This is a genomic window from Buttiauxella sp. BIGb0471, from assembly GCF_024807715.1.
Taxonomy (GTDB): Bacteria; Pseudomonadota; Gammaproteobacteria; order Enterobacterales; family Enterobacteriaceae; genus Buttiauxella; species Buttiauxella agrestis.
The window spans coordinates 99,695-124,283 of record NZ_JANUEU010000007.1 but is presented as its reverse complement, the minus strand read 5'-3'; the positions used below and the strand labels follow the sequence as shown (position 1 = coordinate 124,283).

At 51.1% G+C, this 24,589-nt stretch carries 23 protein-coding genes; 2 read left to right on the top strand and 21 right to left on the bottom strand.

The annotated features are described in order from the left end of the window. The first annotated feature begins 1 nt into the window (after position 1). Positions 2-199 carry a DNA gyrase inhibitor YacG gene (gene yacG, locus M2371_RS19280; RefSeq protein ID WP_034493382.1) on the top strand — a complete coding sequence of 66 codons (198 nt, stop codon included), beginning with the start codon at positions 2-4 and terminating at the stop codon, positions 197-199. Here yacG and mutT read toward each other — a convergent pair. From mutT to secM, 3 genes are all read right to left on the bottom strand, one after another. Continuing rightward, entirely contained in the window at positions 196-600 is a 405-nt protein-coding gene (gene mutT, locus M2371_RS19275) for an 8-oxo-dGTP diphosphatase MutT (RefSeq protein ID WP_034493380.1), read from the bottom strand. The genes yacG and mutT overlap by 4 nt on opposite strands. A 64-nt stretch (positions 601-664) precedes the next feature. Further along, positions 665-3,370, bottom strand: coding sequence for a preprotein translocase subunit SecA (gene secA, locus M2371_RS19270; RefSeq protein ID WP_259268480.1), 2,706 nt, complete (start codon positions 3,368-3,370; stop codon positions 665-667). A gap of 66 nt (positions 3,371-3,436) precedes the next feature. Continuing rightward, positions 3,437-3,943 carry a secA translation cis-regulator SecM gene (gene secM / locus M2371_RS19265; protein ID WP_115630837.1) on the bottom strand — a complete coding sequence of 169 codons (507 nt, stop codon included), beginning with the start codon at positions 3,941-3,943 and terminating at the stop codon, positions 3,437-3,439. A 22-nt stretch (positions 3,944-3,965) separates the two neighbouring features. On the opposite strand from secM, the gene M2371_RS19260 reads away from it, so the two are divergent. Next, a complete protein-coding gene (locus M2371_RS19260) occupies positions 3,966-4,484 on the top strand; it encodes a DUF721 domain-containing protein (protein ID WP_034493375.1) in 519 nt (172 codons plus the stop codon). An 8-nt stretch (positions 4,485-4,492) separates the two neighbouring features. Here M2371_RS19260 and lpxC read toward each other — a convergent pair whose 3' ends face one another. From lpxC to ilvN, 18 genes are all read right to left on the bottom strand, one after another. Next, on the bottom strand, positions 4,493-5,410 hold the full coding sequence (lpxC, locus tag M2371_RS19255; RefSeq protein WP_034493373.1) for a UDP-3-O-acyl-N-acetylglucosamine deacetylase: 918 nt from the start codon (positions 5,408-5,410) through the stop codon (positions 4,493-4,495). A 100-nt stretch (positions 5,411-5,510) separates the two neighbouring features. Next, positions 5,511-6,662: a cell division protein FtsZ gene (ftsZ, locus tag M2371_RS19250; protein ID WP_034460939.1), complete on the bottom strand. Its 1,152-nt coding sequence runs from the start codon at positions 6,660-6,662 to the stop codon at positions 5,511-5,513. 63 nt (positions 6,663-6,725) lie between these two features. Continuing rightward, positions 6,726-7,982, bottom strand: a complete 1,257-nt coding sequence (ftsA, locus tag M2371_RS19245) for a cell division protein FtsA (protein ID WP_034493371.1) — start codon at positions 7,980-7,982, stop codon at positions 6,726-6,728. 2 nt (positions 7,983-7,984) lie between these two features. After that, the gene (ftsQ, locus tag M2371_RS19240) at positions 7,985-8,818 is read right to left on the bottom strand and encodes a cell division protein FtsQ (RefSeq protein ID WP_172895534.1); all 834 of its coding nucleotides are present in this window, start codon (positions 8,816-8,818) and stop codon (positions 7,985-7,987) included. 1 nt (position 8,819) lies between these two features. Next, positions 8,820-9,740 carry a D-alanine--D-alanine ligase gene (locus M2371_RS19235; protein ID WP_259268479.1) on the bottom strand — a complete coding sequence of 307 codons (921 nt, stop codon included), beginning with the start codon at positions 9,738-9,740 and terminating at the stop codon, positions 8,820-8,822. Further along, entirely contained in the window at positions 9,733-11,208 is a 1,476-nt protein-coding gene (murC, locus tag M2371_RS19230; RefSeq protein ID WP_172895536.1) for a UDP-N-acetylmuramate--L-alanine ligase, read from the bottom strand. Before murC ends, M2371_RS19235 begins: the two co-directional genes overlap by 8 nt. Positions 11,209-11,274: 66 nt before the next feature. After that, on the bottom strand, positions 11,275-12,342 hold the full coding sequence (gene murG, locus M2371_RS19225) for an undecaprenyldiphospho-muramoylpentapeptide beta-N-acetylglucosaminyltransferase (RefSeq protein ID WP_259268478.1): 1,068 nt from the start codon (positions 12,340-12,342) through the stop codon (positions 11,275-11,277). Then, positions 12,339-13,583 carry a cell division protein FtsW gene (gene ftsW / locus M2371_RS19220; RefSeq protein WP_034493362.1) on the bottom strand — a complete coding sequence of 415 codons (1,245 nt, stop codon included), beginning with the start codon at positions 13,581-13,583 and terminating at the stop codon, positions 12,339-12,341. The genes murG and ftsW overlap by 4 nt, the downstream gene beginning before the upstream one ends. Further along, a complete protein-coding gene (murD, locus tag M2371_RS19215; RefSeq protein WP_259268477.1) occupies positions 13,583-14,899 on the bottom strand; it encodes a UDP-N-acetylmuramoyl-L-alanine--D-glutamate ligase in 1,317 nt (438 codons plus the stop codon). The genes ftsW and murD overlap by 1 nt, the downstream gene beginning before the upstream one ends. Positions 14,900-14,901: 2 nt before the next feature. After that, positions 14,902-15,984: a phospho-N-acetylmuramoyl-pentapeptide-transferase gene (mraY, locus tag M2371_RS19210; protein WP_034493359.1), complete on the bottom strand. Its 1,083-nt coding sequence runs from the start codon at positions 15,982-15,984 to the stop codon at positions 14,902-14,904. Next, the gene (gene murF / locus M2371_RS19205) at positions 15,978-17,336 is read right to left on the bottom strand and encodes a UDP-N-acetylmuramoyl-tripeptide--D-alanyl-D-alanine ligase (protein WP_259268476.1); all 1,359 of its coding nucleotides are present in this window, start codon (positions 17,334-17,336) and stop codon (positions 15,978-15,980) included. Before murF ends, mraY begins: the two co-directional genes overlap by 7 nt. Further along, the gene (gene murE, locus M2371_RS19200) at positions 17,333-18,820 is read right to left on the bottom strand and encodes a UDP-N-acetylmuramoyl-L-alanyl-D-glutamate--2,6-diaminopimelate ligase (protein ID WP_259268475.1); all 1,488 of its coding nucleotides are present in this window, start codon (positions 18,818-18,820) and stop codon (positions 17,333-17,335) included. The genes murF and murE overlap by 4 nt, the downstream gene beginning before the upstream one ends. Beyond that, entirely contained in the window at positions 18,807-20,573 is a 1,767-nt protein-coding gene (locus M2371_RS19195) for a peptidoglycan glycosyltransferase FtsI (RefSeq protein WP_172895540.1), read from the bottom strand. The genes murE and M2371_RS19195 overlap by 14 nt, the downstream gene beginning before the upstream one ends. Positions 20,574-20,588: 15 nt before the next feature. Further along, on the bottom strand, positions 20,589-20,954 hold the full coding sequence (gene ftsL / locus M2371_RS19190; protein WP_034493352.1) for a cell division protein FtsL: 366 nt from the start codon (positions 20,952-20,954) through the stop codon (positions 20,589-20,591). After that, positions 20,951-21,892 (bottom strand): 16S rRNA (cytosine(1402)-N(4))-methyltransferase RsmH, encoded by a 942-nt coding sequence (gene rsmH, locus M2371_RS19185; protein ID WP_172895541.1) that lies wholly within the window; start codon positions 21,890-21,892, stop codon positions 20,951-20,953. Before rsmH ends, ftsL begins: the two co-directional genes overlap by 4 nt. A gap of 3 nt (positions 21,893-21,895) precedes the next feature. Then, complete coding sequence (gene mraZ, locus M2371_RS19180; RefSeq protein WP_034493348.1) at positions 21,896-22,354, bottom strand: division/cell wall cluster transcriptional repressor MraZ; 459 nt, start codon at positions 22,352-22,354, stop codon at positions 21,896-21,898. A 564-nt stretch (positions 22,355-22,918) separates the two neighbouring features. Further along, positions 22,919-23,923 carry a catabolite repressor/activator gene (cra, locus tag M2371_RS19175; RefSeq protein WP_034493346.1) on the bottom strand — a complete coding sequence of 335 codons (1,005 nt, stop codon included), beginning with the start codon at positions 23,921-23,923 and terminating at the stop codon, positions 22,919-22,921. 172 nt (positions 23,924-24,095) lie between these two features. Then, on the bottom strand, positions 24,096-24,587 hold the full coding sequence (ilvN, locus tag M2371_RS19170; protein WP_034460956.1) for an acetolactate synthase small subunit: 492 nt from the start codon (positions 24,585-24,587) through the stop codon (positions 24,096-24,098). Positions 24,588-24,589 lie beyond the last annotated feature (2 nt).

The following is a 24,589-nucleotide window of genomic DNA, read 5'->3' as shown; positions in this document are numbered from 1 at the left end:
CGTGTCTGAATCCATTAGTGTAAATTGCCCTGGCTGCGGTAAAACAGTTATCTGGAATGAAACTAGCCCGTACCGACCATTTTGCAGCAAACGCTGCCAGCTGATTGATTTAGGTGAATGGGCCGCCGAGGAAAAACGAATTCCGAGCAGCGGCGATTTGTCAGACAGCGACGGCTGGAGTGAAGAAGACCTGCGTTAACGTTGCTGTCGTTCGTCAATTACTAGTTTGGTAATAACCGGTTCATTGGCTGGTGGAAAATCTGCAGCCACCAGCGCATTTTGCGCAATCCATTGACCCGGTTGCCCTTCTTTACCCCACGGCTCGCCTTCCCAACTTTCCACCAGGAAAAACCACAACGTGATATGCCTGTCCGGGAACTGATAGGCTAGTTTCTCAAACAGCGTAAATTCAGTCGCTGTAATACCTGTTTCTTCCTGAAGTTCACGGACTAACGCCTGCTCTGGCGTTTCACCCGCTTCGATTTTCCCACCGGGAAATTCAAGCTTATTCGCCATGTGAGCATCAGCGGCTCGCTGGGTAATAAAAATTTCGCTCTTAGGGTTACGAATAATGCCCACGGCGATTTCTAATTGTTTCATTTTTGTGCAGGTGCTCCATATAAAAAAGGCGCAGCAAGCTGCGCCTTCATCGACAATTAAGTGCTTAGCTTAAACGGCCATGACACTGTTTGTATTTTTTACCGGAACCACATGGGCATGGGTCGTTACGGCCCACTTTACGCTCACCCGTTTCTGAAGCCAACTCTTGTACGGCGATCGTCTCGTCATCCTGGTGACTCAGTTGCTGCATCTGAGCTAAACGCTCAGCTTCTTCTCGGCGTTGTTGTTCCATCGCTTCTACTTCTTCAGGCATACGAACCTGTACTTTGCTCAGCGTACTGATCACTTCATATTTCAGTGATTCAAGCATTGCGGCAAACATAGAGAAGGATTCACGTTTGTATTCTTGCTTAGGATCTTTTTGCGCGTAGCCACGTAAGTGAATACCCTGGCGCAGATAATCCATTGCAGCCAAATGCTCTTTCCAAAGCGAATCAAGAGTTTGCAGCATGACGCCTTTTTCGAAGTGACGCATCATTTCAATGCCAACCACTTCTTCTTTACGCTTATACACTTCGATAGCGTTTTCCAAAATACGCTCGCGCAGTGTTTCTTCGTGCAGTTCAGGCTCTTTATCCAGCCACTCTTTAATTGGCAGTTCAAGATCGAAATCGTTTTTCAGACGCTCTTCCAGACCTTCAACATCCCACATTTCTTCCAGGGATTGTGGTGGAATATGCGCATCAATAGTCACTTTGAACACATCTTCGCGAATGCTGTTGATGGTTTCGCTTACGTCGCTCACATCCAGTAATTCGTTACGCTGGGTGTAAATGGCACGACGCTGATCATTCGCCACATCATCGTATTCAAGAAGTTGTTTACGGATATCAAAGTTACGGCTTTCAACTTTACGCTGTGCGTTAGCAATCGCTTTAGTAACCCATGGGTGTTCAATCGCTTCACCCGGTTTCATACCCAGTTTACGCATCATGCCGGAGACACGATCCGATGCGAAAATACGCATCAGTGAATCTTCCATCGACAGATAGAAACGAGATGAACCCGCATCACCCTGACGACCAGAACGGCCACGCAGCTGGTTATCAATACGGCGAGATTCGTGACGCTCAGTACCGATGATATGCAGACCACCAGATGCCAGAACCGCGTCATGACGAATCTGCCAGTCAGCTTTAATCTGCGCGATTTGCTCAGGCGTTGGGTCCTCAAGCTCAGCAACTTCTGCCTGCCAGCTACCACCCAGCACGATATCCGTACCACGACCTGCCATGTTGGTTGCGATGGTTACAGCAGCAGGGTAACCCGCCTGAGCGACAATACCGGCTTCGTTGGCGTGGAACTTGGCGTTCAGAACGTTGTGCTTGATGCCCGCCTTGGTCAATTCGGCAGAAACCACTTCGGATTTCTCGATAGAAATCGTACCAACAAGAACAGGCTGACCGTTGATGGTGCGTTCTTTAATATCTTCAATGATTGCCATAATCTTGTCTGCTTCAGTCATATAGACCAGATCAGGCATGTCTTTACGGATCATTGGACGGTTAGTCGGAACAACGATGGTATCGAGTTTGTAGATAGAGCTGAATTCGAACGCTTCGGTATCCGCAGTACCCGTCATACCGGCCAGTTTTTCATACAGACGGAAGTAGTTCTGGAAGGTAATAGAGGCCAGAGTCTGGTTTTCGTTCTGAATGTCGACGCCTTCTTTAGCTTCAACAGCCTGGTGCAGGCCATCAGACCAACGACGGCCTTGCATGGTACGGCCTGTGTGCTCATCAACGATGATGACTTCGCCATCTTTTACAATGTAGTCAACGTCACGGGTGAACAACACATGCGCGCGAAGTGCAGCAGTCACGTGGTGCATCAGCATGATGTTCGTCGGAGAGTACAGAGACTCACCTTCTTCCATCATGCCTTCGCGCACCAGCAGTTCTTCAACCAGTACCAGACCGCGTTCAGTAATGTTTACCTGGCGAGATTTCTCATCCACGGAGAAGTGACCTTCGCCCTGGAAAGTATCGGAGTCTTCTTTTTCCTGACGGATCAGGCTTGGGATGATTGTATTTACTTTTCTGTATAGCTCGGAGCTATCTTCCGCTGGACCAGAGATAATCAGCGGAGTACGCGCTTCATCGATAAGGATTGAGTCAACCTCATCCACCAACGCGTAGTGAAGCTTACGCTGTACGCGTTCTTCAGGGCTGAACGCCATGTTGTCACGTAAGTAGTCGAAACCGTATTCGTTGTTAGTGCCGTAAGTAATGTCCGCCGCGTACGCTTCGCGTTTTGCCGGTGCAGGCATGCCAGGCAAGTTGATGCCGACACTCAGGCCAAGGTACTCGAACAATGGACGGTTGTTTTCCGCATCACGCTGGGCCAGATAGTCGTTCACGGTAACAACGTGAACACCACGGCCGCTTAATGCGTTCAGGTATGCAGGCAGAGTTGCAGTCAGGGTTTTACCTTCACCTGTACGCATTTCTGCGATACAGCGATCGTTCAGTACCATACCGCCAAGCAGCTGTACGTCGAAGTGACGCATACCGAACACACGCTTACTTGCTTCACGGACCACAGCAAAAGCTTCTGGGATCAGGTTTTCCAGCACTTCGCCTTTTTCAAGACGTGCACGGAATTCACCGGTTTTTGCTTTTAATTCGTCATCGGAAAGCTTTTCAATTTCCGGTTCCATGCTGTTGATAAGAGTTACAACTTTACGCATACGACGCAGTGTACGGTCGTTACGGCTACCGAAAACTTTAGTTAATAATTTGATTAGCATAATAAATTCTCAAACGCCTACCGTCAGGGTAGAGCTAAAATAACGTTATAATTAAAGGGAATAGTTTTAGCTGAGGCGTAGTGGGCCGGCGCGGATACCGTGAACCTGGCTAATCCAGATGGCAGGACTAAAAGTCTCGACAGCTGGCGGTTGCCAAAGCGCAATGTGGCGCACAATTACGGGCTGTTTGCTTTCCTGGGTAAGTAGCGCGGTGAGCGTATCCAGTAAAGCGAGTTTATGTGCCTGAAGTGGCAAGCTCTCTTCCGCGACAGGTAGCGTTTGAGGCACCATAGCAAAAGAAAGGTGGCGTATTACTGTACGAATTGCATGTTGATGCCAGTAATCGACACTAAATGATGGTCGCCGGGTACTTTCCTGCAATAATGCCAGACTATTGAAGCTGACTTTGTTCAGGTAGTCGTGACTGCTGGTAGAGGTTTCTGCCGGGGCTGTAGGCTCGGTATTTTGGCTGAGCGCAGGCATGCCAAAACTCGCCGCGACCATCCCCAATAAGAGATGCGGCCAGAAGTAACGTCTGCCAAACTGTCGCCAACGATTTAGAATACCAATCACTTTTTCCGCCGGAGCATTATGTATGCGTGATAGTCGCCCACAATCTTTAGATCATTTGTTCGATGATGCTGGTGCCGAAAGCGTGCTGCAAAACGTGCAACAACGTGCCACTGCGCTACTTCGGCTCAACAGGGCGGTGAAAGGAATATTACCCGCTCAACTACATCCCTGGTGCCGGGTCGCAAATTTTCGACAAGGCATTCTCGTACTTGAAACTGCAAATGCTAGTTGGCTGATGCGCTTACGCTATGAACAAGCCACACTATTGAGTGCATTACGTGCGCAAATATTACCATCATTGACATCAATCGACATCAGGATTAATCCATCACTGGCTGCAATTGGGCAAGAATCCGTACAAGAAAACAGCATTCAGACAGCGAAAGGAAAAACTGAAGGGGTTAACAGAGTGTTGAGCCAGCAAAGTGCTGAGGCATTAAGAATGGTGGCTGAACGTAGCCCTGAGAAATTGAAGGCAATAATAGAACGACTGGCATCATTGGCCGGAGAGAGTACCAATGAAACCAGTCGCAATAAATAATTCTGGTGTTATGCCAGAACCATTTTTGGTGCTTTGAACGCTAACGGAAGTTCGGCATCGTCTTCGAAGGTTGCCCATTCCCAGGCTTCCTGCTTCGCCAGAACCGCCTGAAGCAATTTGTTATTCAGTGCATGACCTGACTTATAGGCGGTAAACGCGCCGATAATGTTATGGCCGCACATGAACAAGTCACCAATCGCATCGAGCATTTTGTGACGAACGAATTCGTCTTCAAAACGCAGACCGTCTTCGTTCAGTACGCGATAATCGTCAACAACGATGGCACAATCGAAGCTGCCGCCCAGGCACAAACCACGGGACTGCAGATATTCGATATCACGCATGAAACCGAAAGTACGAGCACGACTGATCTGGCGCATAAATGCGTCGGCAGAGAAGTTCATGCTGTAACGTTGAGTACTGGCATCAATCGCCGGGTGGTTAAAGTCGATGGTGAAATCCAACGAGAAACCATTGTACGGCTTGAATTCAGCCCATTTGTCGCCGTCTTCAACGCGAACCGTTTCTTTGACGCGTACAAATTTCTTCGCACAGTTTAATTCGTCAATCCCGGCATCAAGCAGCAGGTAGACGAATGGCGCTGCACTACCATCCATAATTGGGATTTCTGGGGCATTGACTTCAATAATGATGTTATCAATACCTAACCCAGCCAGGGCGGCGTTCAGGTGCTCAACGGTAGAAATCCGCACATCGTGCTCGTTCACCAGGCAAGTACAGAGCATGGTATCACGCACAGATTTGGCATCTGCCGGAAAATCTACCGGAGGATTCAAGTCGGTGCGACGATAGATGACCCCGGTATTTGCCGGCGCAGGGCGCAACGTCAGTGTGACTTTCTTGCCGGTATGTAAACCGACGCCAGTCGCCTGAACGATACGTTTTAATGTCCTTTGTTTGATCATCGTATAATCTCGCCAAATTACCTATCCAACCGAAGTGTATATCACAATCGGTGGACCAGTTTAGCACAAAGAGCGGAGATCCCCAACTTCCGGTTTATTCTTAATCAGCTTGCTTGCGCAAAAACGCTGGAATATCCAGATAATCAGGCTCTTTCGTCGTTTGTGGCGTGTTGTCGTTAACTACTTTGGCAGCAGGTTTCTGCTCTTGCTGAAGCGGAGCCATGCCGTGCTGCTGGTAGCGATCCATGACAGGTTGCTGAGTTTGTTTGTTGGTCACCAGGGTGATTTCTGGACGTTTGTCCATACCAATACCGGTTGCAACAACAGTAACACGCAGTTCGTCGTTCATCTCTGGGTCCAGAGAAGTACCGATAACTACAGTGGCGTTATCAGATGCGAACGCACGGATGGTGTTACCGACAGTTTCAAACTCGTCCAGACGCAGGTCGAAGCCAGCAGTAATGTTGACCAGAACACCACGTGCGCCAGAAAGATCGATATCTTCCAATAGCGGGCTGGAAATTGCCATTTCAGCCGCTTCTTCTGCACGGTCTTCACCACTTGCCACACCAGAGCCCATCATGGCATAACCCATTTCGGACATTACGGTGCGCACGTCAGCGAAGTCGACGTTCATCAGACCCGGACGGGTAATCAACTCTGCGATACCCTGCACTGCGCCTTTCAGTACATCGTTTGCTGCGCCAAAAGCGTCAAGCAAAGAGATACCGCGACCCAGTACTTTCAGTAATTTGTCGTTAGGAATAGTGATCAAGGAGTCAACATGCTTAGACAGCTCGGCAATACCCTGCTCCGCGAAAGCCATGCGCTTCTTGCCTTCAAAGTTGAAAGGCTTGGTCACAACGGCAACGGTCAGAATGCCTAAGTCTTTAGCGACTTCAGCCACGACAGGTGCTGCACCTGTACCAGTACCGCCACCCATACCTGCGGCGATAAATACCATGTCTGCGCCTTCAAGGGCTGCACGTAACGCGTCGCGGTCTTCTTCCGCAGCGGTACGACCCACTTCAGGGTTCGCTCCAGCACCCAGACCTTTGGTAATTCCATTACCAATCTGGATTGTCTGGCCTACAGCAGTTTTGCGTAACGCCTGAGCGTCGGTATTCACTGCAAAGAATTCAACACCCTCGATGCGTTCACGCACCATGTGTTCAACGGCATTGCCGCCGCCACCACCGACGCCGATGACTTTAATCACCGCGTCGTTGGTCAGTTCCATAGGTTCAAACATAGTTTCTCTCCGTTTTGTGCCTGTCGCCTGAGACCACTAATTTTGTCTGGTCTCTTATAAAAATTAAAACTCTTTTCTCAGCCAGCTGTTGATTCGCTTAATCCATGAGCCGACAGAGGAGCGTTTTTCCACTTCAGCTTCACCACTGAGATGTGTTTCTTTCCCGTAGTGCAGCAAGCCGACTGCTGTGGAGTAATAAGACTCCTGGGCATAATCAGTTAGGCCTGTAATATTTAACGGTTGTCCAATACGAACTTGCGTATGGAACACACGTTGCGCACAGGCTGCCAGCCCTTCAATTTGCGCCGCGCCGCCCGTTAGTACAATCCCCGCCGCCAGGTGGTGCTTCACACCTTGCTGGCGAAGTTGTTCTTGTAATTGCAAAATCTCTTCGTTTACCAGATTCAGAAGTTCGGTATAACGTGGCTCGATAACTTCTGCGAGCGTCTGACGTTGCAGGCTACGTGGCGGACGTCCGCCTACGCTTGGCACTTCAACGTTTTCATCTTTACCAACAATCGAACCCAGAGCGCAGCCATGACGCACTTTAATGGCTTCTGCATCACTCGGCGGTGTGCCGAAGGCATAAGCGATATCACTGGTCACCACGTTTCCTGCATAAGGAATAACTTTGGTGTGACGCAATGCGCCGCCAGTGTAGACCGCAATATCCATTGTACCACCACCGACATCGACTACGCAGACCCCTAATTCACGCTCATCTTCAGTCAAAACTGCATAGCTTGCAGCAAGTCCTGCAAAGATCAGTTGGTCAACTTTCAGACCACATCGTTCAACAGCTTTGACGATGTTTTTAGCCATGTCGTTATGGCAGGTAATCAAGTGCACTTTAGCCTGCATGCGCACACCAGATAAACCTACAGGATTTTTGATGCCTTCCTGGTAGTCAATTGCATATTCTTGCGGGATTACGTGCAAAACACGATGCTCGTCACGTACGCGTACTGATTTCGCGGTGTGAACAACGTTCTCAACGTCTTCCTGCGTCACTTCTTCTTCGGAAATTGGCACCATGCCAATCTCGTTTTGACAGCTAATATGTTTACCTGACAGCGCAAGGTAGACCGAAGATATCTGGCAATCCGCCATTAATTCGGCCTGATCTATCGCACGCTGAACGCATTTTACGACTGATTCGAGATCGTTTACGCCACCTTTGTCCATACCACGCGATGGGCAACTACCCACGCCAATAATATTGACCATACCGTCAGGCAGAACTTCCCCTACTAAAGCGGCAACCTTTGCGGTACCGATCTCCAGTCCTACTACCAGTTTTCTGTCCGTCGCCTTGATCATTGTTATTCTGCCTGTGCCTGATTCTGTTGCTGATTAGGATTAGATTCCTCTACGGGAGCGGGCTGCCAGCCTACTGCCGCGCCGGAGTCATAACGCAGGTCGACGTAACTAATCCTTTTATTGTCGGCTTGCTCTTGCTGCTGCAGAACCGGGTAAAGTTCTACAAAACGACTCAGGCGTTTCATTGTATCGCCCCGACCTAAATTAAGTTTGATGCCATTATTTAGCGTCAATTGCCAGGAGCGCCGAGCGGTCATTGCCGCTTCTTTCAATGTAAATTTATCCTTTGCCAGCACGTCGCCCATTGCGCGATAACCTTGCAATACTTCACCTTCACTGCCTTCTGGCCCGGATAACATAGGTAAAGTCTGCTTTGTTGCACGTTCTGCTGGAACACTGAACGCATTTCCTTGCGCATCAATCATATGTTGATCATTCCAGCGTGCTATGGGCACGTATTCAACCAGATGAATCTTCAATTCGTCTGGCCATTGCTTTCTCACGCTCGCCTGCTTGATCCATGGCAAACGTTCAATTTGCTGCTGGATGATATTCACATCCTGGGTCATAAAGGTGCCCGGTGGCCCCAGTGCCAGAATTGACTGGCGAATATCATCGTTACGGGTGTAATGCCGTTCACCAGTAACCACTAACTTAGACAATGGCAGCCGCTGTGCATCTTCCATCCAGCCGACCACAATCCAGCCGCCGATAAATACCGTAAACAGTACTGCGCTCAGGAAAATAATCCCGGCCAGTCGCCCACCGTTACTGCGACGAGAACTGGTTTCTTCTTCTTCTTGGCGATTACGCGTATTCAGAGCTGCTTGCGACATATCAGTCTGCCAACTCCAGAATCCGCACTACCAGTTGAGAGAATGTCATCCCTGCCTGACGTGCCGCCATTGGCACCAGACTGTGGCTGGTCATGCCCGGAGAAGTGTTCACTTCCAGTAAATAAAACTGGCCGTCACTATCCAGCATGACGTCTACGCGTCCCCAACCACTGCACCCCAAAACTTGCCAGGCTTGCAGCACTAAAGCCTGTAATTCTTGCTCGCGTTGTTCGATTAAACCGCCCGGGCAGAAATATTGTGTCTCATCAGAGAGATACTTCGCCTCATAATCATAGAAAATTCCAGCGGGTTGGATACGAATTGACGGTAATATTTCTTCGCCAACAATCGCAACCGTGTACTCAGGGCCACTGAGCCACTTCTCGATCAGAATTTCTTCGTCGTGTTCAAAGGCCAATTCAAGCGCTGCAGGCAGGGCTGAAACATTATCAACCTTAGACATACCCACGCTTGAGCCTTCACGGCTTGGCTTAACGATGACTGGCATCCCTAAGCCTGCAATTTGTTCTACTGTGGTTGCAGAAATACCGGCTTCGACATCACGGCGTGTGAGTGCAACCCACGGAGCGACAGGTAAATCTGCACCTTTCCACAACAATTTAGTGCGCAGTTTATCCATCGTGACGGCTGATGCCATGACGCCACTGCCGGTATAAGGCAGTTTCAGAAATTCGAGTAACCCTTGTAGGGTTCCGTCTTCCCCACCGCGACCGTGTAAGGCAATGAATACTTTGTCAAAACCCTGTGCTTTTAGCTCAGTGACTGGTGTGTCTTTCGGGTCAACTTCGTGCGCATCAATTCCAGCTTCACGCAGGCCTGCGAGTACCGCAGCCCCTGATTGCAATGACACCTCACGCTCAGCGGAAGCCCCGCCCAGCAGGACAGCGATTTTCTCAGCCATGTTGGTCTCCCTCCTTAGTGTGGGACTGCAATTTGCATTCAGCCAGGTTTCTGGCAACTTTCCCGACATTCCCCGCACCTTGCACCAGGATCAAGTCATTTCCTGACAAGATCGGAGACAACATATCAGCGATCTGGTTCGCATCCGGCACCAGAATGGGATCAACTTTTCCGCGTCCACGAATAGTACGGCACAATGAACGGCTGTCAGCGCCAGGAATAGCTGCTTCACCCGCAGCATAAACATCCAGCATCAACAATGAATCCACTTGTGACAACACGTTAGCAAAATCATCGTACAGATCACGAGTACGCGTGAAACGGTGCGGCTGGAATATCATCACCAGATTTTTATCCGGCCAACCTGCACGAGCGGCTTTAATCGTGGCATCAACTTCTGTCGGATGGTGACCGTAGTCATCCACCAGCATGGCACTGCCTTCTTTACCATTTACTGGCGCTAACGGATATTCACCGAGGAAATCAAAGCGACGCCCGGTTCCCTGGAAGCTCTCCAGCGCGCGCAGAATGTCCTCGTCATCAATGCCTTCTTCTGTTGCAACAGAGACCGCTGCCGCCGCGTTTAACGCGTTGTGGCGGCCCGGCGCATTCAGCGTCACATGCAGAGCAGGTTTATCCTGACGCACAATCGTGAAATGCCCTTGCGGCCCTTTCTGCTGGTAGTTTTCAATGCGAACATCTGCATCTTCGCTAAAACCGTAAGTGGTGATCTTGCGGCCCACACGTGGCAGCAATTCACGAATAACTGGATCGTCTACACACATCACAGCCAGGCCATAAAACGGCAGGTTGTGCAGGAAGTTAATAAACGTCTGCTTTAAATTCTCGAAGTCGCCCTGGTAGGTATCCATGTGGTCAGCTTCGATATTCGTTACCACTGAAACCATCGGTTGCAGATGAAGGAATGACGCATCACTTTCATCTGCTTCAGCAATCAGGTAACGGCTGTGACCCAGGCGAGCATGGGTTCCCGCGGCTTTAACCAGGCCACCGTTCACAAAAGTAGGATCAAGCCCTGCTTCTGCATAAATACTGGAAACCATCGCCGTAGTGGTTGTTTTGCCGTGCGTACCCGCAATAGCGATGCCGTGACGAAAACGCATCAACTCGGCCAGCATTTCAGCACGACGAATAACCGGGATACGCGCTTCATGAGCGGCAACAATTTCCGGGTTATCCATTGAGATTGCGGTGGATACCACCACAACGCTCGCATCCAACACATTTTCAGGGCGATGGTTGAAATAAATCGTGGCGCCCAGCGCCGACAACTGCTGAGTGACCGGGTTCGGTGCCAAATCAGACCCGCTGATTTGATAACCTTCATTAGCTAAAACTTCAGCAATACCGCCCATACCGGCGCCGCCGATGCCAACAAAGTGAATATGCCGGACGCGACGCATCTCGGGCACGATAGAACGCAGTTTCGCCAGTTGTTGTGTATTCATTCTCTAACCTGCAGCGTCAAACGCCATTACTTCAAATATTCATGGGCAACAGTCTGCCCACAATGATTACGCCAGTGCTGCGGCGCTCACTTCTTTTGCTACCCGCTCTGTGGCATCAGGAATGGATGCAGCGCGCGCACGCTCGGCCATTGCCAATAACGTCGCTCTGTCCCACCCGGCGAGAGTTTGGGTAACGGCATCCACGGTAAACTGCGGTTGCTCCAGTATTTTTGCCGCTCCAGCCTTTTCCAACGGCAGCGCATTCCAGTATTGCTGACGATCTTTGTGCTGGAAGGGAACAAACAATGCAGGTAAACCTGCGGCCGCGACTTCGCTGACGGTTAATGCGCCGGAGCGACAGACCACGACATCGGCCCACGCATACGCGGCAGCCATATCATCAATAAATTCGGTTACTTTGTGCTGAGGCTGTCCGGCGTCGGCATAACCTTGCTTAACAAACTCTTCGCCACCTTTACCTGACTGGTGCCAGATAGTAATGGCATCGCCCAAACGACCCGCCACTTGCGGCATTGTCTGGTTCAGCACACGAGCACCCTGCGAGCCACCTACCACTAAAACTCGCACTGGGCCTTCACGGCCAGCAAAACGTTCTTGTGGTAATGGCAGCGCTAATACATCAGTACGCACCGGATTACCCACTACGTCCGCATTCGGAAAGGCGCCAGGGAACGCCTGCATGACCTTTTTGGCAATTTTTGACAACCATTTATTGGTTAAACCAGCAATGCCATTTTGCTCATGCAATACCACCGGAATACCGAGTGACCATGCAGCAAGGCCGCCAGGGCCTGAAACATAACCACCCATTCCGAGTACCACATCCGGGCGATAGGCTTTCATGATGGCCCGCGCCTGACGCCAGGCGTTGAAAATACGCACCGGAGCCAACAACATTGCCTTCAGGCCTTTGCCACGCAAACCTGAAATACGAATAAAGTCGATCTCGATTCCATGCTTCGGAACTAAATCTGCTTCCATACGATCGGCGGTTCCGAGCCAGCGCACTTGCCAGCCCTGAGCCATTAAGTGATGCGCGACAGCAAGACCCGGGAACACATGCCCGCCAGTCCCGCCCGCCATCACCATTAACCGCCGGGTTTGATTACTCATCGCACACCCTTCGTAAACGCCTGAGCTTTAGCCAGACGTGTTTCATAGTCAATTCGCAGCAACATCATGATTGCTGTAGACATTATTAACAGGCTCGAACCACCGTAACTGATAAGCGGCAAAGTCAGGCCTTTGGTTGGCAACATACCTGCTGCCGCACCCACGTTTACCAGCGCCTGGAAACTAAACCAAACCCCAATTGAACAGCCCAAAAATCCCGCAAAACGCTGGTCCATTTCTAACGCGCGTTTACCAATGGACATCGCACGAAAAGCGACGAAGAATACCATCAATAAAGCCAGCACCACACCGATATATCCGAGCTCTTCTCCGATAATAGAGAAGATGAAGTCGGTATGTGCTTCCGGCAAATATTCGAGTTTTTGAACCGAATTACCTAACCCCTGCCCCCACAATTCCCCGCGACCGAATGCCATCAGAGATTGCGTCAACTGGTAGCCACTACCAAACGGGTCATCCCAAGGATTCCAGAAGGACGTTACGCGGCGGATACGATACGGTTCGGCAAGGATCAGCAGCACGACGGCAGAAATCCCCATGCCGATGATGGCAAGGAACTGCCAAAGCTTTGCCCCTGCCAGGAACAGCATTGCTAGTGTCGTCACAAACAACACAACAACCGTACCTAAGTCAGGCTGCGCCAGAAGCAGCACCGCTAATACCAGGATCACACCCATCGGTTTGAGGAAGCCGCGTAGGTTATTACGCACTTCATCTACCTTACGAACCAGGTAGTTGGCGAGATAACAGAACAGCGACAACTTGGTGAATTCTGCAGGCTGAATACGTAATGGGCCGAATGCAATCCAACGCGACGCACCGTTAACCGAGCTACCGACCACCAGTACAATCAATAACATCGCAATGGATAACAGCAGCATTGCAGTACTGTGGCGCTGCCAGAAATCCATCGGCAAACGCAGTGTGACCATCGCTAATGCAAACGCCAGGATGATGTACAAACCGTCACGTTTGGCAAACAGGAACGGATCATTCGCCAGACGCTGCCCTACAGGCATGGAAGCAGAAGTCACCATAATGAAACCAACAGCCGCCAGCCCGAAAGTCAGCCATAACATCGTGCGGTCATACATTACGATGTTATTTGAGTCGGCTTCTTTGGTGCCCATCACCCAGCCTTTAACTGCCGACGCCAGCCAGCTCAGGATGGCAAATCCTGGCACTCGGGGCATTCGCAGGCGAGGGAGAGATAAGCGCATCAGCCAAGCTCCTTCGCAAGTTGAGTAAACTGGTCGCCACGCTGTTCAAAGTTTTTGAACTGATCGAGGCTGGCGCATGCTGGTGATAACAGAACCATGTCACCGGGTTGAACACGGGCGGCAATCAATTTCATCGCCTCAGCCATGGTTTCAGTTTGTTCGGCAACATCAGGGCGCAGTGCCGCAAGTTCAGCTCCGTCGCGGCCAAAACAATACAGTCGAATTGCCGAGCCTTGCAGATACTGGCTGAGGGCCGAGAAATCAGCTGATTTACCATCGCCACCCAATAGCAGATGCAATGTACCTTCCACTTTCAAGCCGTTCAGCGCCGCCTCTGTGCTACCGACGTTGGTTGCTTTCGAGTCGTTAATCCAACGCACGCCGTTACGTTCCCATGCAAGCTGGAAGCGGTGCGCCAGACCTGTAAAGGTGGTTAATGCTTTTAGGCTGCTGGAGCGTGGGAGTTTCACGGCATCAGCCAGTGCCAGCGCTGCAAGTGCGTTGGTGTAGTTGTGTCGGCCCACGATTTTCATTTCTTTGGTGTTCAGCACTTTTTCGCCCTTCACACGCAGCCAGGTATCGCCTTGCTGATGATTCAGGTGGTAATCGCCGACATCCACACCAAAGCTAATGCAGCGTACATCTGCACCACGTACAGGCATCGTCAGTGCATCATCGGCATTCACCACGCAAACTGCGGCGTTTTCATACACGCGCAATTTAGCGGCACGATACTGTTGCAGCCCGAAAGGATATCTATCCATATGATCTTCGGTGACGTTAAGAATGGTCGCCGCAGCAGCTTTCAGGCTTGAGGTGGTTTCTAGCTGGAAGCTGGATAACTCAAGCACATAAAGCTCGCGAGCAGGATCAAGCAGCATCAACGCAGGCAGGCCGATGTTTCCACCTACGCCCACATTCACGCCTGCTGCTTTAGCCATTTCACCGACTAAAGTCGTGACGGTACTTTTACCGTTGGAACCGGTAATGGCCACAATCGGCGCTTGTGCTTCACGACAAAACAGTTCGATATCACCCACGATTTCAACGCCAGCGTCTGCCGCACGGCTAAGGGCTGGATGGGCGATAGCAATACCAGGGCTGGCAACAATCAAGTCAGCCGCTAACAACCAGTCTTCGTTGAGTGAGCCAGTATGTCGCTCGACCGATTCTGGCAATTTATCCAGTCCCGGTGGCGAGATGCGGGTGTCCATCACACGCGGTGTCACACCACGTGCGATGAAATAGTCAACACAGGACAGGCCGGTGAGGCCCAATCCAATAATGACGACTTTTTTACCCTGGTAATCAGTCATAGTTAACGCACCTTCAGGGTAGCCAGGCCGATCAGAACAAGCATCAGCGAAATAATCCAGAAGCGCACAATGACTCGCGGCTCCGGCCAACCTTTCAATTCATAATGGTGATGAATTGGGGCCATACGGAAAATGCGCTGTCCGCGCAATTTGAAGGAACCGACCTGCAAAATCACCGACAGCGTTTCAACCACAAACACGCCGCCCATGATCACTAACAGGAATTCCTGACGCAGCAGTACCGCGATGGTTCCGAGCGCGCCGCCCAGAGCCAGAGAGCCAACATCACCCATGAAAACTTGCGCCGGATAGGTGTTGAACCACAAGAAACCAAGCCCTGCGCCAACAATCGCCGTACAGACGATAACCAGCTCCCCTGCATGTCGAAGATAAGGAATATGCAAATATCCGGCGAACTTAATGTTACCCGTAGCCCAGGCGACCAGCGCAAAGCCCGCAGCCACCAACACGGTAGGCATAATCGCCAGGCCATCAAGGCCATCGGTCAGGTTAACCGCATTCCCGGTGCCAACGATGACGAAGTACGCCAGCAGCACATAAAACAGGCCAAGCTGCGGCATCACATCTTTAAAGAACGGCACAACCAGCTCGGTGGCTGGCGTTCCTTTTCCTGCGCTGTACATCGTGAAGGCTACCGCCAACGCGATAACGGACATCCAGAAATACTTCCAGCGAGCAATCAAACCTTTGGTGTCTTTACGTACGACTTTGCGATAGTCATCAACAAAGCCAATCGCACCGTAGCCGACCAGGACAAACAACACGCACCAGACGTACGGGTTTGACGGATAAGCCCACATCAATACGGAGATAACAATGGAGGTCAGGATCATAATCCCGCCCATGGTTGGCGTCCCGCGTTTGCTGAAATGGGATTCAGGACCGTCGTTACGCACAACCTGGCCGAAAGAAAGTTGCTGCAAACGAGCAATCATGCGCGGCCCCATCCATAACGAGATGAACAGAGCAGTCAGCAGGCTGACAATGGCGCGAAACGTCAGATACGAAAAGACGTTAAAGCCGGAATAATATTTGACCAAATGTTCGGCCAGCCAAACTAACATGTTCCATTCTCCTGTAATGCGCGTACTACCTGCTCCATAGCGGCACTACGTGAACCTTTCACTAAAATAGTTATCATTGAATGCTCGGCGATGAGCGCCTTCAGACGTACGATTAAAGAAGGCTTATCGGTAAAATGTTCGCCAACTTCAGAGGCTTGACTGATAATTTCACTCAGTGTGCCCACGCTTAAAACACAATCAATGCCTGATGCTTTTGCTGCCTCACCGACCTGGCGATGGCACTCAACAGATTCTTCACCTAATTCAGCCATATCGCCGACAACCATCACGCGAAAACCCGGCATTTCAGACAGCACCTGTGCGGCGGCAGTCATCGATCCCACGTTGGCGTTGTAGCTGTCATCAAGCAGAAGTTGGTTTTCAGAAAGTTGTATCGGGAACAGACGACCAGGAACCGCTTTAAGATCGGCAAGGCCAATTTTGACCGCTTCGAGCGTTGCACCCACAGCCATTGCAAGCGACGTCGCCGCCAGTGCGTTGGCGATGTTATGACGACCCGGTAGCGGTAAAGTCACGTCTATATCGCCAACCGGTGTTTTGATGGTGAACTCTGTGCCATGCACAGTGATATGCACGTTAGTCGCAGTAAAATCACTGCCCGTGGCATTGGGCGAGAAGCGCCAGGTTTTGCGTTCGCCAATCACTTCTTGCCAGTTCAGCCAGTCGTTATTGTCTGCATTGAGAATCGCGATACCGCTATCCGGCAGCCCTGCGAAAATCTCACCCTTTGCTTTCGCAACACCGGCAAGTGAACCAAATCCTTCCAGATGTGCCGCAGCGAGGTTATTGACCAAAGCCGCTTCCGGGCGGGTAAGATTCACCGTCCAGGCAATTTCGCCCTGGTGGTTAGCACCCAGCTCAATAACCGCAAATTCATATTCTGGCGTCAGACGTAACAACGTCATTGGCACGCCGATATCGTTATTGAGGTTGCCTGCGGTGTACAGCGTGTTGCCACACTGACGCAAAATTGCGGCGGTCATCTCTTTAACGGAGGTTTTGCCGGAAGAGCCTGTCAGCGCAACAATACGCGTTGGCACTTGCTGGCGAACCCATGCGGCCAGTTCGCCGAACGCCTGGTGCGTATCAGCAACCACAAGCTGTGGAACATTCACATCCAGCTTACGGCTAACCAACAACGCCCCTGCCCCACCGTTCACTGCATCTTGCGCAAAATCGTGAGCATCAAAACGTTCACCTTTCAGTGCAACGAACAGACACCCTGGCGTGAGTTTGCGCGTGTCCGTGGTGACATCAATAATGTCAGCATCTGCACCATGCAACTCTCCATTCAGGACAGTGGCAAGTTGGCTCAAGGAAACGCGAATCATGCCAAAACCCCCAACAAGCGAGCGGCGGTAATGCGGTCGGAGTAATCCAGGCGCTGCGTTCCAACAATCTGATAATCCTCGTGACCTTTGCCTGCCACCAGAACCACATCATTCTCTTTCGCCTGCATAATGGCGTTTGTTACCGCTTCAGCGCGCCCGGAAACCACATGAGCGCGGCCCGCATCCAGCATGCCAACCAGGATATCGGCAACAATGGCTTTCGGCTCTTCAGTACGCGGGTTGTCATCGGTAACGACCACTACATCCGCATATTGCTCGGCTATGCCACCCATAATTGGACGCTTGCCTTTATCGCGATCACCGCCGCATCCGAACACACACCACAGCTTGCCGCTGCAATGTAAACGAGCGGCTTGCAATGCTTTCTCAAGGGCATCCGGCGTGTGGGCATAATCCACCACCACTGTCGGTTTACCCGGAGCACTGAATACTTCCATTCGGCCGCAAACAGGCTGCAGGCTTGGTGCCGTTTTCAGCAATTCGTCGATTGGGTAATCAAGAACCAGCAGGGTCGCAAGCGCCAATAACAGGTTGCTGACGTTAAAAGCCCCCATCAGGCGGCTTTCAATTTCCCCGTCACCCCAGGAGGAACTGAACTGAACGGTCGCCCCGCCGTCGTGATAATGCACGTTGGTTGCTTTCAACCAGCGGCCACGACAGTCAGGCTGTAAATTATTTTCCATCGTAACGGCAACAGCGTCAGGCAAGCGCGCTAACCAATTGCGTCCGATTTCATCATCAGCATTAATAACGGCATGGCCGTAATCGTGTTCTGAAAACAGCAGCCATTTAGCCGCTTCATAGCCCGCCATATCGCCATGGTAATCAAGGTGATCGCGGCTCAGGTTAGTGAACACGCTAGCGGCAAATTTCAATGCAGCAACCCGGTGCTGAACCAGGCCATGGGAAGAAACTTCCATTGCGGCAAAGCTCGCCCCCTGTTCAGCCAGGTTAGCAAGTACTTGCTGTACATCGACGGCAGAGCCAGTGGTATTTTCGGTAGGTTTGACTTGACCCAGCAGGCCATTGCCCACGGTACCCATCACCGCACTGGTTTCGCCTAATAACTGGCTCCACTGCGCCAGCAATTGAGCCGTAGTGGTTTTGCCGTTAGTGCCAGTTACGCCAACCAGGCGCAACGCGCTCGAGGGCTGGTGGTAAAAACGCCCAGCCAGAGCAGAAAGACGTTGATGCAGTTGGCTCAGATAAATCACGGGCACACCGTGCATTTCACGGATTTCGCCGTCGGTTGCTTCGCCTTCAGCTTCAGCAACAACAGCGGCCACACCTTGCGCTATTGCCTGCGGGATATATCGACGCCCGTCCGCCTGATGACCGACTATAGCCACAAAAAGGTCGCCCGAAGCCGCCACGCGGCTATCGAGTGTCATTTCTCGCAGTACTCTCGAAGGCAACTCTGGCACCCACGGAGCGAGAAGGTCGCGCAAATTACGATCTGCCACCTGATCCCTCATTTTGATTAATTACAAATTCACTTTTTTCACCTGTCGCCAGAGCATCCGGTTCGATATTCATGGTGCGCAGAACGCCGCCCATGATGGCACCGAACACAGGTGCAGAGACGGCACCACCGTAATATTTCCCTGCTTGTGGGTCGTTGATCACCACAACCAATGCAAATCGAGGGTTACTCGCTGGCGCAACGCCTGCGGTGTAAGCAATGTATTTGTTAACGTATTTTCCATCCGGACCGACTTTTTTCGCCGTACCGGTTTTAATGGCGATGCGGTATCCCTTGATGGCTGCTTTCACGCCACCACCACCGGGTAATGCCACACTTTCCATCATATGGACGACGGTACGAACCAGCGATTCCGGGAAAATACGTTCACCAGGAACCGGTGGATCAACCTTCGTAATCGACAGAGGGCGATACACGCCGTAGCTGCCAATCGTTGCGTAGACTCGCGCTAACTGTAACGGGGTTACCATTAGCCCGTAGCCGAAAGAGAAGGTGGCCCTCTCTATGTCAGACCACCGTTGTTTTTGCGGATATAAGCCACTGCGTTCTCCGACCAGCCCCAAGTTGGTCGCTTTTCCCAATCCAAAACGTGAGTAAGTATCTACTAACGCTGAGGAGGGCATCGCTAACGCCAGTTTTGAAACCCCGACGTTACTCGACTTCTGTAGCACCCCGGTAAGGGTCAATTCGCTGTAGCGCGCCACATCTTTGATTTCATGACCATTGATGCGGTACGGTACGGTATTCAGAACGGTATTTTCACGTACTACGCCACGTTGCAGCGCGGTCATGACAACCATCGGTTTGACTGTCGAACCCGGCTCGAAAACGTCCGTGATGGTGCGGTTACGCATCACATCTTTTGGCGTGCCGCTCAGATTATTTGGGTTGTAAGACGGGCTATTTGCCATCGCCAGAACTTCACCGGTATTCACATCCACCAGCACCGCACTGCCCGACTCGGCTTTGTTAAAGGCCACGGCGTTGTTTAGCTCGCGGTAAACCAGCGCCTGCAAGCGTTCATCAATGCTCAACGCAAGGTTGTGAGCAGCCTGGCTGTCGGTTGAAGAGATGTCTTCAATCACGCGACCAAAGCGGTCTTTACGCACAATACGCTCACCCGGTTGCCCGGTTAGCCATTTATCAAAGCTCTTCTCAACGCCTTCAATCCCCTGACTATCGACGTTGGTGAAGCCAATGAGGTGAGCAGTTACTTCGCCTGAAGGATAGTAGCGACGAGATTCCTCACGAAGATGAATCCCCGGAAGTTTGAGTTTTTTGATGTAGTCGCCAATGTCCGGGTTTACCTGACGAGCCAGATAAATAAAGCGACCTTTCGGGTTGCTGTTAACGCGGGAGGCGAGCTGATCGAGAGGGATTTTCAGGGCATCCGCCAACGCTTTCCAGCGGTTATCCAGCGTAATGCCGCCTGCGTCGTGCAACTCTTTCGGGTCAGCCCAAATCGCCTTAACTGGCACACTGACGGCCAATGGGCGGCCTGCACGGTCACTAATCATGCCACGGGAAGTTGAGACTTCCTGCACACGCAAGGAACGCATATCGCCCTGGCGTACCAGCATGTCTGGCGCGATGATTTGCAGCCAGGCAACGCGCCCCAACAGGAAAACCAGCGCCAGCAAAATGCAACCGCAAAGCAACGCAAAACGCCAACTTACAAAGTTGGCCTGTTCTTCCTGGCGTTTCGGTTTAAGCGTTTTTGCCGCTGCTCTCATCTGCCACGCGATTCCTTATTGCTGAACTACAATGTTTTCCTGCGATGGGTCAACATGCTGCAATTGCAGCTTTTCCGTTGCGACCCGCTCCACCCGGCTATGATCGCCGAGTGCGTTTTCTTCCAGAATCAGGTTGCGCCATTCAATATCCAGCGCGTCACGCTCAACCACCATTTGCTCACGTTGCGCAGTAAGCAGGCGGGTATGGTGCGCGGTGGTAACGACAAAAATGGCGGTAACGATAATGGCGGTGAACAAAATCAGTGGCATTTTCCCATGACGCAATAAATCACCACCAATCACCGCAGGTAATGCATGGCGTTCGCCACTGCTCAATTGACCAGTAACTTTGCTTAGGGTTTCTGCCACTTTGTTAATCATGCGTTCGTCCTTTCAGCGATACGCAGTACCGAACTGCGTGCGCGTGGGTTTTCCGCCACTTCTTCATCACCTGGCATCATTTTGCCAATAGATTTTAAATATCTGCCGCCAAGCTTATTCAATTGAGCTTCAGTCATTGGCAAACCGGCCGGAACCTGTGGTCCACGGGTGTTTTCACGCATAAAGCGTTTAACAATTCGGTCTTCCAAAGAGTGGAAACTGATTATCGACAGGCGACCGCCTGGAGAAAGAGTGGGAATAGAGCCTTTCAGCGCCTTCTCAATCTCTTCAAGTTCGCTGTTGATCCAAATACGGATAGCCTGGAACGTGCGCGTTGCCGGGTGTTTGAACTTGTCTTTCACCGGCATTGCCGCTGCCACAACCGTCGCCAGCTCTTTGGTACGCGTCATGGGTTGTTCGCGGTTGCGCTCAATAATGGCGCGCGCGATACGCTTGCCGAATTTCTCTTCACCATAGGTTTTGATAACCCAGGCGATGTCCGCTTCGTCAGCGCTGAGCAACCATTGCGCGGCAGATTGACCACGAGTCGGGTCCATACGCATGTCCAGCGGGCCGTCACGCATAAACGAGAAACCGCGTTCGGCATCGTCAAGTTGCGGAGAAGAAACGCCAAGATCCAGCAGAATACCGTCAATTTTTCCCAGCAGATCGCGTTCACTGGCGTATTCGGCTAATTCAGAGAAAGGCCCGTGAATGATAGAGAAGCGCGGGTCATCGATGGCTTGGGCCGCTGCAATAGCTTGCGGATCGCGATCGATAGCCAGCAAGCGTCCTTCTGGTCCCAGTTGGGAAAGAATCAAGCGAGAATGGCCACCACGACCAAATGTGCCATCAATGTAGATGCCATCCTGACGAATGTTGAGACCATTCACGGCCTCATCAAGCAGCACCGAAGTATGTTTAAAATTTTCCATCATTATTTATAGTGACAAGTCCTGCAGCCTATCCGACAACGTAGTCGTCGTGGCCTGCTCAGCGTCGATGTCTTCCTTGACCTGTTGATGCCAGGTCGTTTCATCCCACAGTTCAAACTTATTGAACTGCCCAACCAGCATCACTTCTTTGGTTAGCCCGGCGTGTTGGCGCAAAACGGGTGCCAGCAACAATCGCCCGGCGCTATCCATCTGACATTCACTGGCATGCCCTAGTAACAGTCGCTGCACGCGACGCTCTACCGGGTTCATGCTCGACAGACGAGCTAGCTTTTGTTCAATAATTTCCCACTCGGGAAGGGTATAAAGCAGCAGGCATGGGTGATGGATGTCGATGGTACAAACCATCTGACCTTCAGAGGTTTCGACAAGCTTTTCCCGGTAACGGGTAGGTACGGCAAGCCGCCCTTTGCTGTCGAGATTGACTAATGTTGCCCCACGGAACATGCCAGCCTCACCCTTAAATTCCCCTTTCCACCACTTTGACCCACAAAATCCCACCTAAAGGAGTTTACGGAGCGGAGGAAAACCTTGTCAAGCAAGCTACAACGCTAATAGAAATAATTTCCATCTCCTAAGCGATTGATAAATGACTGGCGTGAAAAGGCGCTACATCCACGATGCAAAATTAACGTTATGAATATTTGAAAGAAAAAAGATCAATAAGCATAAATATCGTTAAATTGACTGAAAACCTGACAGGTAAAATATGAAGTGTTCAGTTTGCGACGCGGTCGGCATTTTAAGGTATTTCGCGGAAGGTTAACAGCGCCAGATGCAGGCGAAACGTGGGCTGGCGGGTTAGTTTGATTGGGGATGGTTAGCTATTGTTTAATTATCCGGCATTTTTACACTTTGCTGTGTAACAAAATAATTCAAGGGAGCGAAATTATATCGATTCCGTAATAAGAGTTCTTCAATTACTAATGAAAAATAATTACCTGTTTAAATAAGGGAATTAACACGGGAATAATCTTAATTAAGAATGGCAGCCGTAACTGCCATCACTTGTTAGCGGCGGCTCAAACTACCACGGCGATAAAGATTACGGCGAATACGCGTCAACCCGGCCTTCGGTTTGCGAGGCTCATCCAGACTTGCCAGAACCAGTTCAAGCACGCGCTCTGCGACATCACGGTGACGCTGGGCGACAGCCAGTACGGGGCATTGCAGGAAATCGAGCAGTTCATTATCGCCAAAGGTCGCTATCGCCAGTTCAGATGGCAGTTGCCCTTCACGACGCAATGTAACATCCATCACACCTTGTAATAATGCAAATGAAGTGGTGTACAACGCCTGCGGCATGGGGTGTGTTTCCAGCCATTTATCAAATAGCTGTGCTGCAGCTTCACGTTCGTAACTATTAGCGTATAAGAAATGCACTTCACGCGGGTCATCTTTCCACGCGGTACGGAAACCTTGTTCACGCAGGTAACTGACAGAAAGCTCCGGCAGCGCGCCGAGATAAAGTACGGTTTCCGCAGGGAAAGTACGCAGCTCGCTGGCCAGCATTTCTGCATCTTCCTGGTCTGCACCCACCACACTGATGAAGTTTTCACGGTCTAATGCTCTGTCGAGCGCAATAATGGGGAAAGGATCGTTTGCCCAACGTTGATAAAAAGGGTGTTCAGGCGGCAATGAGGTAGAAACGATGATCGCATCAACCTGTCGCTGCAAAAGATGCTCAATGCAACGCATTTCATTATCAGGCTGATCTTCGGAACAGGCTATCAGCAGTTGGTAGCCACGCTGGCGAGCCTGACGCTCAAGATAGTTAGCGATGCGGGTATAACTGGTGTTCTCAAGATCTGGAATCACTAATCCGATAGAACGCGTGCGCCCGGCACGTAGTCCTGCGGCCACCGCATTTGGGTGGTAGTTATGTTCGCGTACAACCGCCATGACTTTCTCAACGGTCTTATCGCTAACGCGATACTGCTTTGCCTTACCGTTGATGACGTAGCTCGCCGTGGTGCGCGAAACTCCAGCCAGGCGCGCGATTTCATCCAATTTCACAGTAGCCCCTTATTTAGGATTTCCATAACCATACCCTGGTCATGGTTTCATTTTTATCATCTAAGCGCAGAATAATACCTCGGGCAACCGCTTTTGCTGGCAGTTGCCGCGCAAATTGCAAAAAAAAACCCGGTTCAGGTTACCGGGTTAGTTTTTAGATGCCTTTCACAGGCTAGCGCATGATCTTATCGCCGCGGGATACGCCGACAATACCTGAGCGCGCCACTTCGACAATTTTGGCCACTTCACGGATGGTATTGAGGAAAGCATCCAGTTTGTCGCTGGTCCCCGCTAACTGAACGGTGTATAGCGTCGGCGTGACATCAATGATTTGCCCACGGAAGATTTCCGCATTGCGCTTCACTTCTTCACGCCCGTAGCCACTGGCCTGCACTTTCACTAGCATGATTTCACGTTCAACATGAGCGCCCTGCACCAGTTCGCTGACGCGCAGAACATCCACCAGCTTGTGAAGCTGTTTTTCAATCTGTTCCAGCACTTTTGCGTCGCCAACGGTTTGAATAGTCATGCGCGAAAGCGTGGGATCGTCAGTCGGTGCAACAGTCAAACTTTCAATGTTGTAGCCGCGCTGAGCAAATAAGCCAATAACCCGGGATAGCGCCCCGGACTCATTTTCGAGTAATACAGACAATATCCGGCGCATAA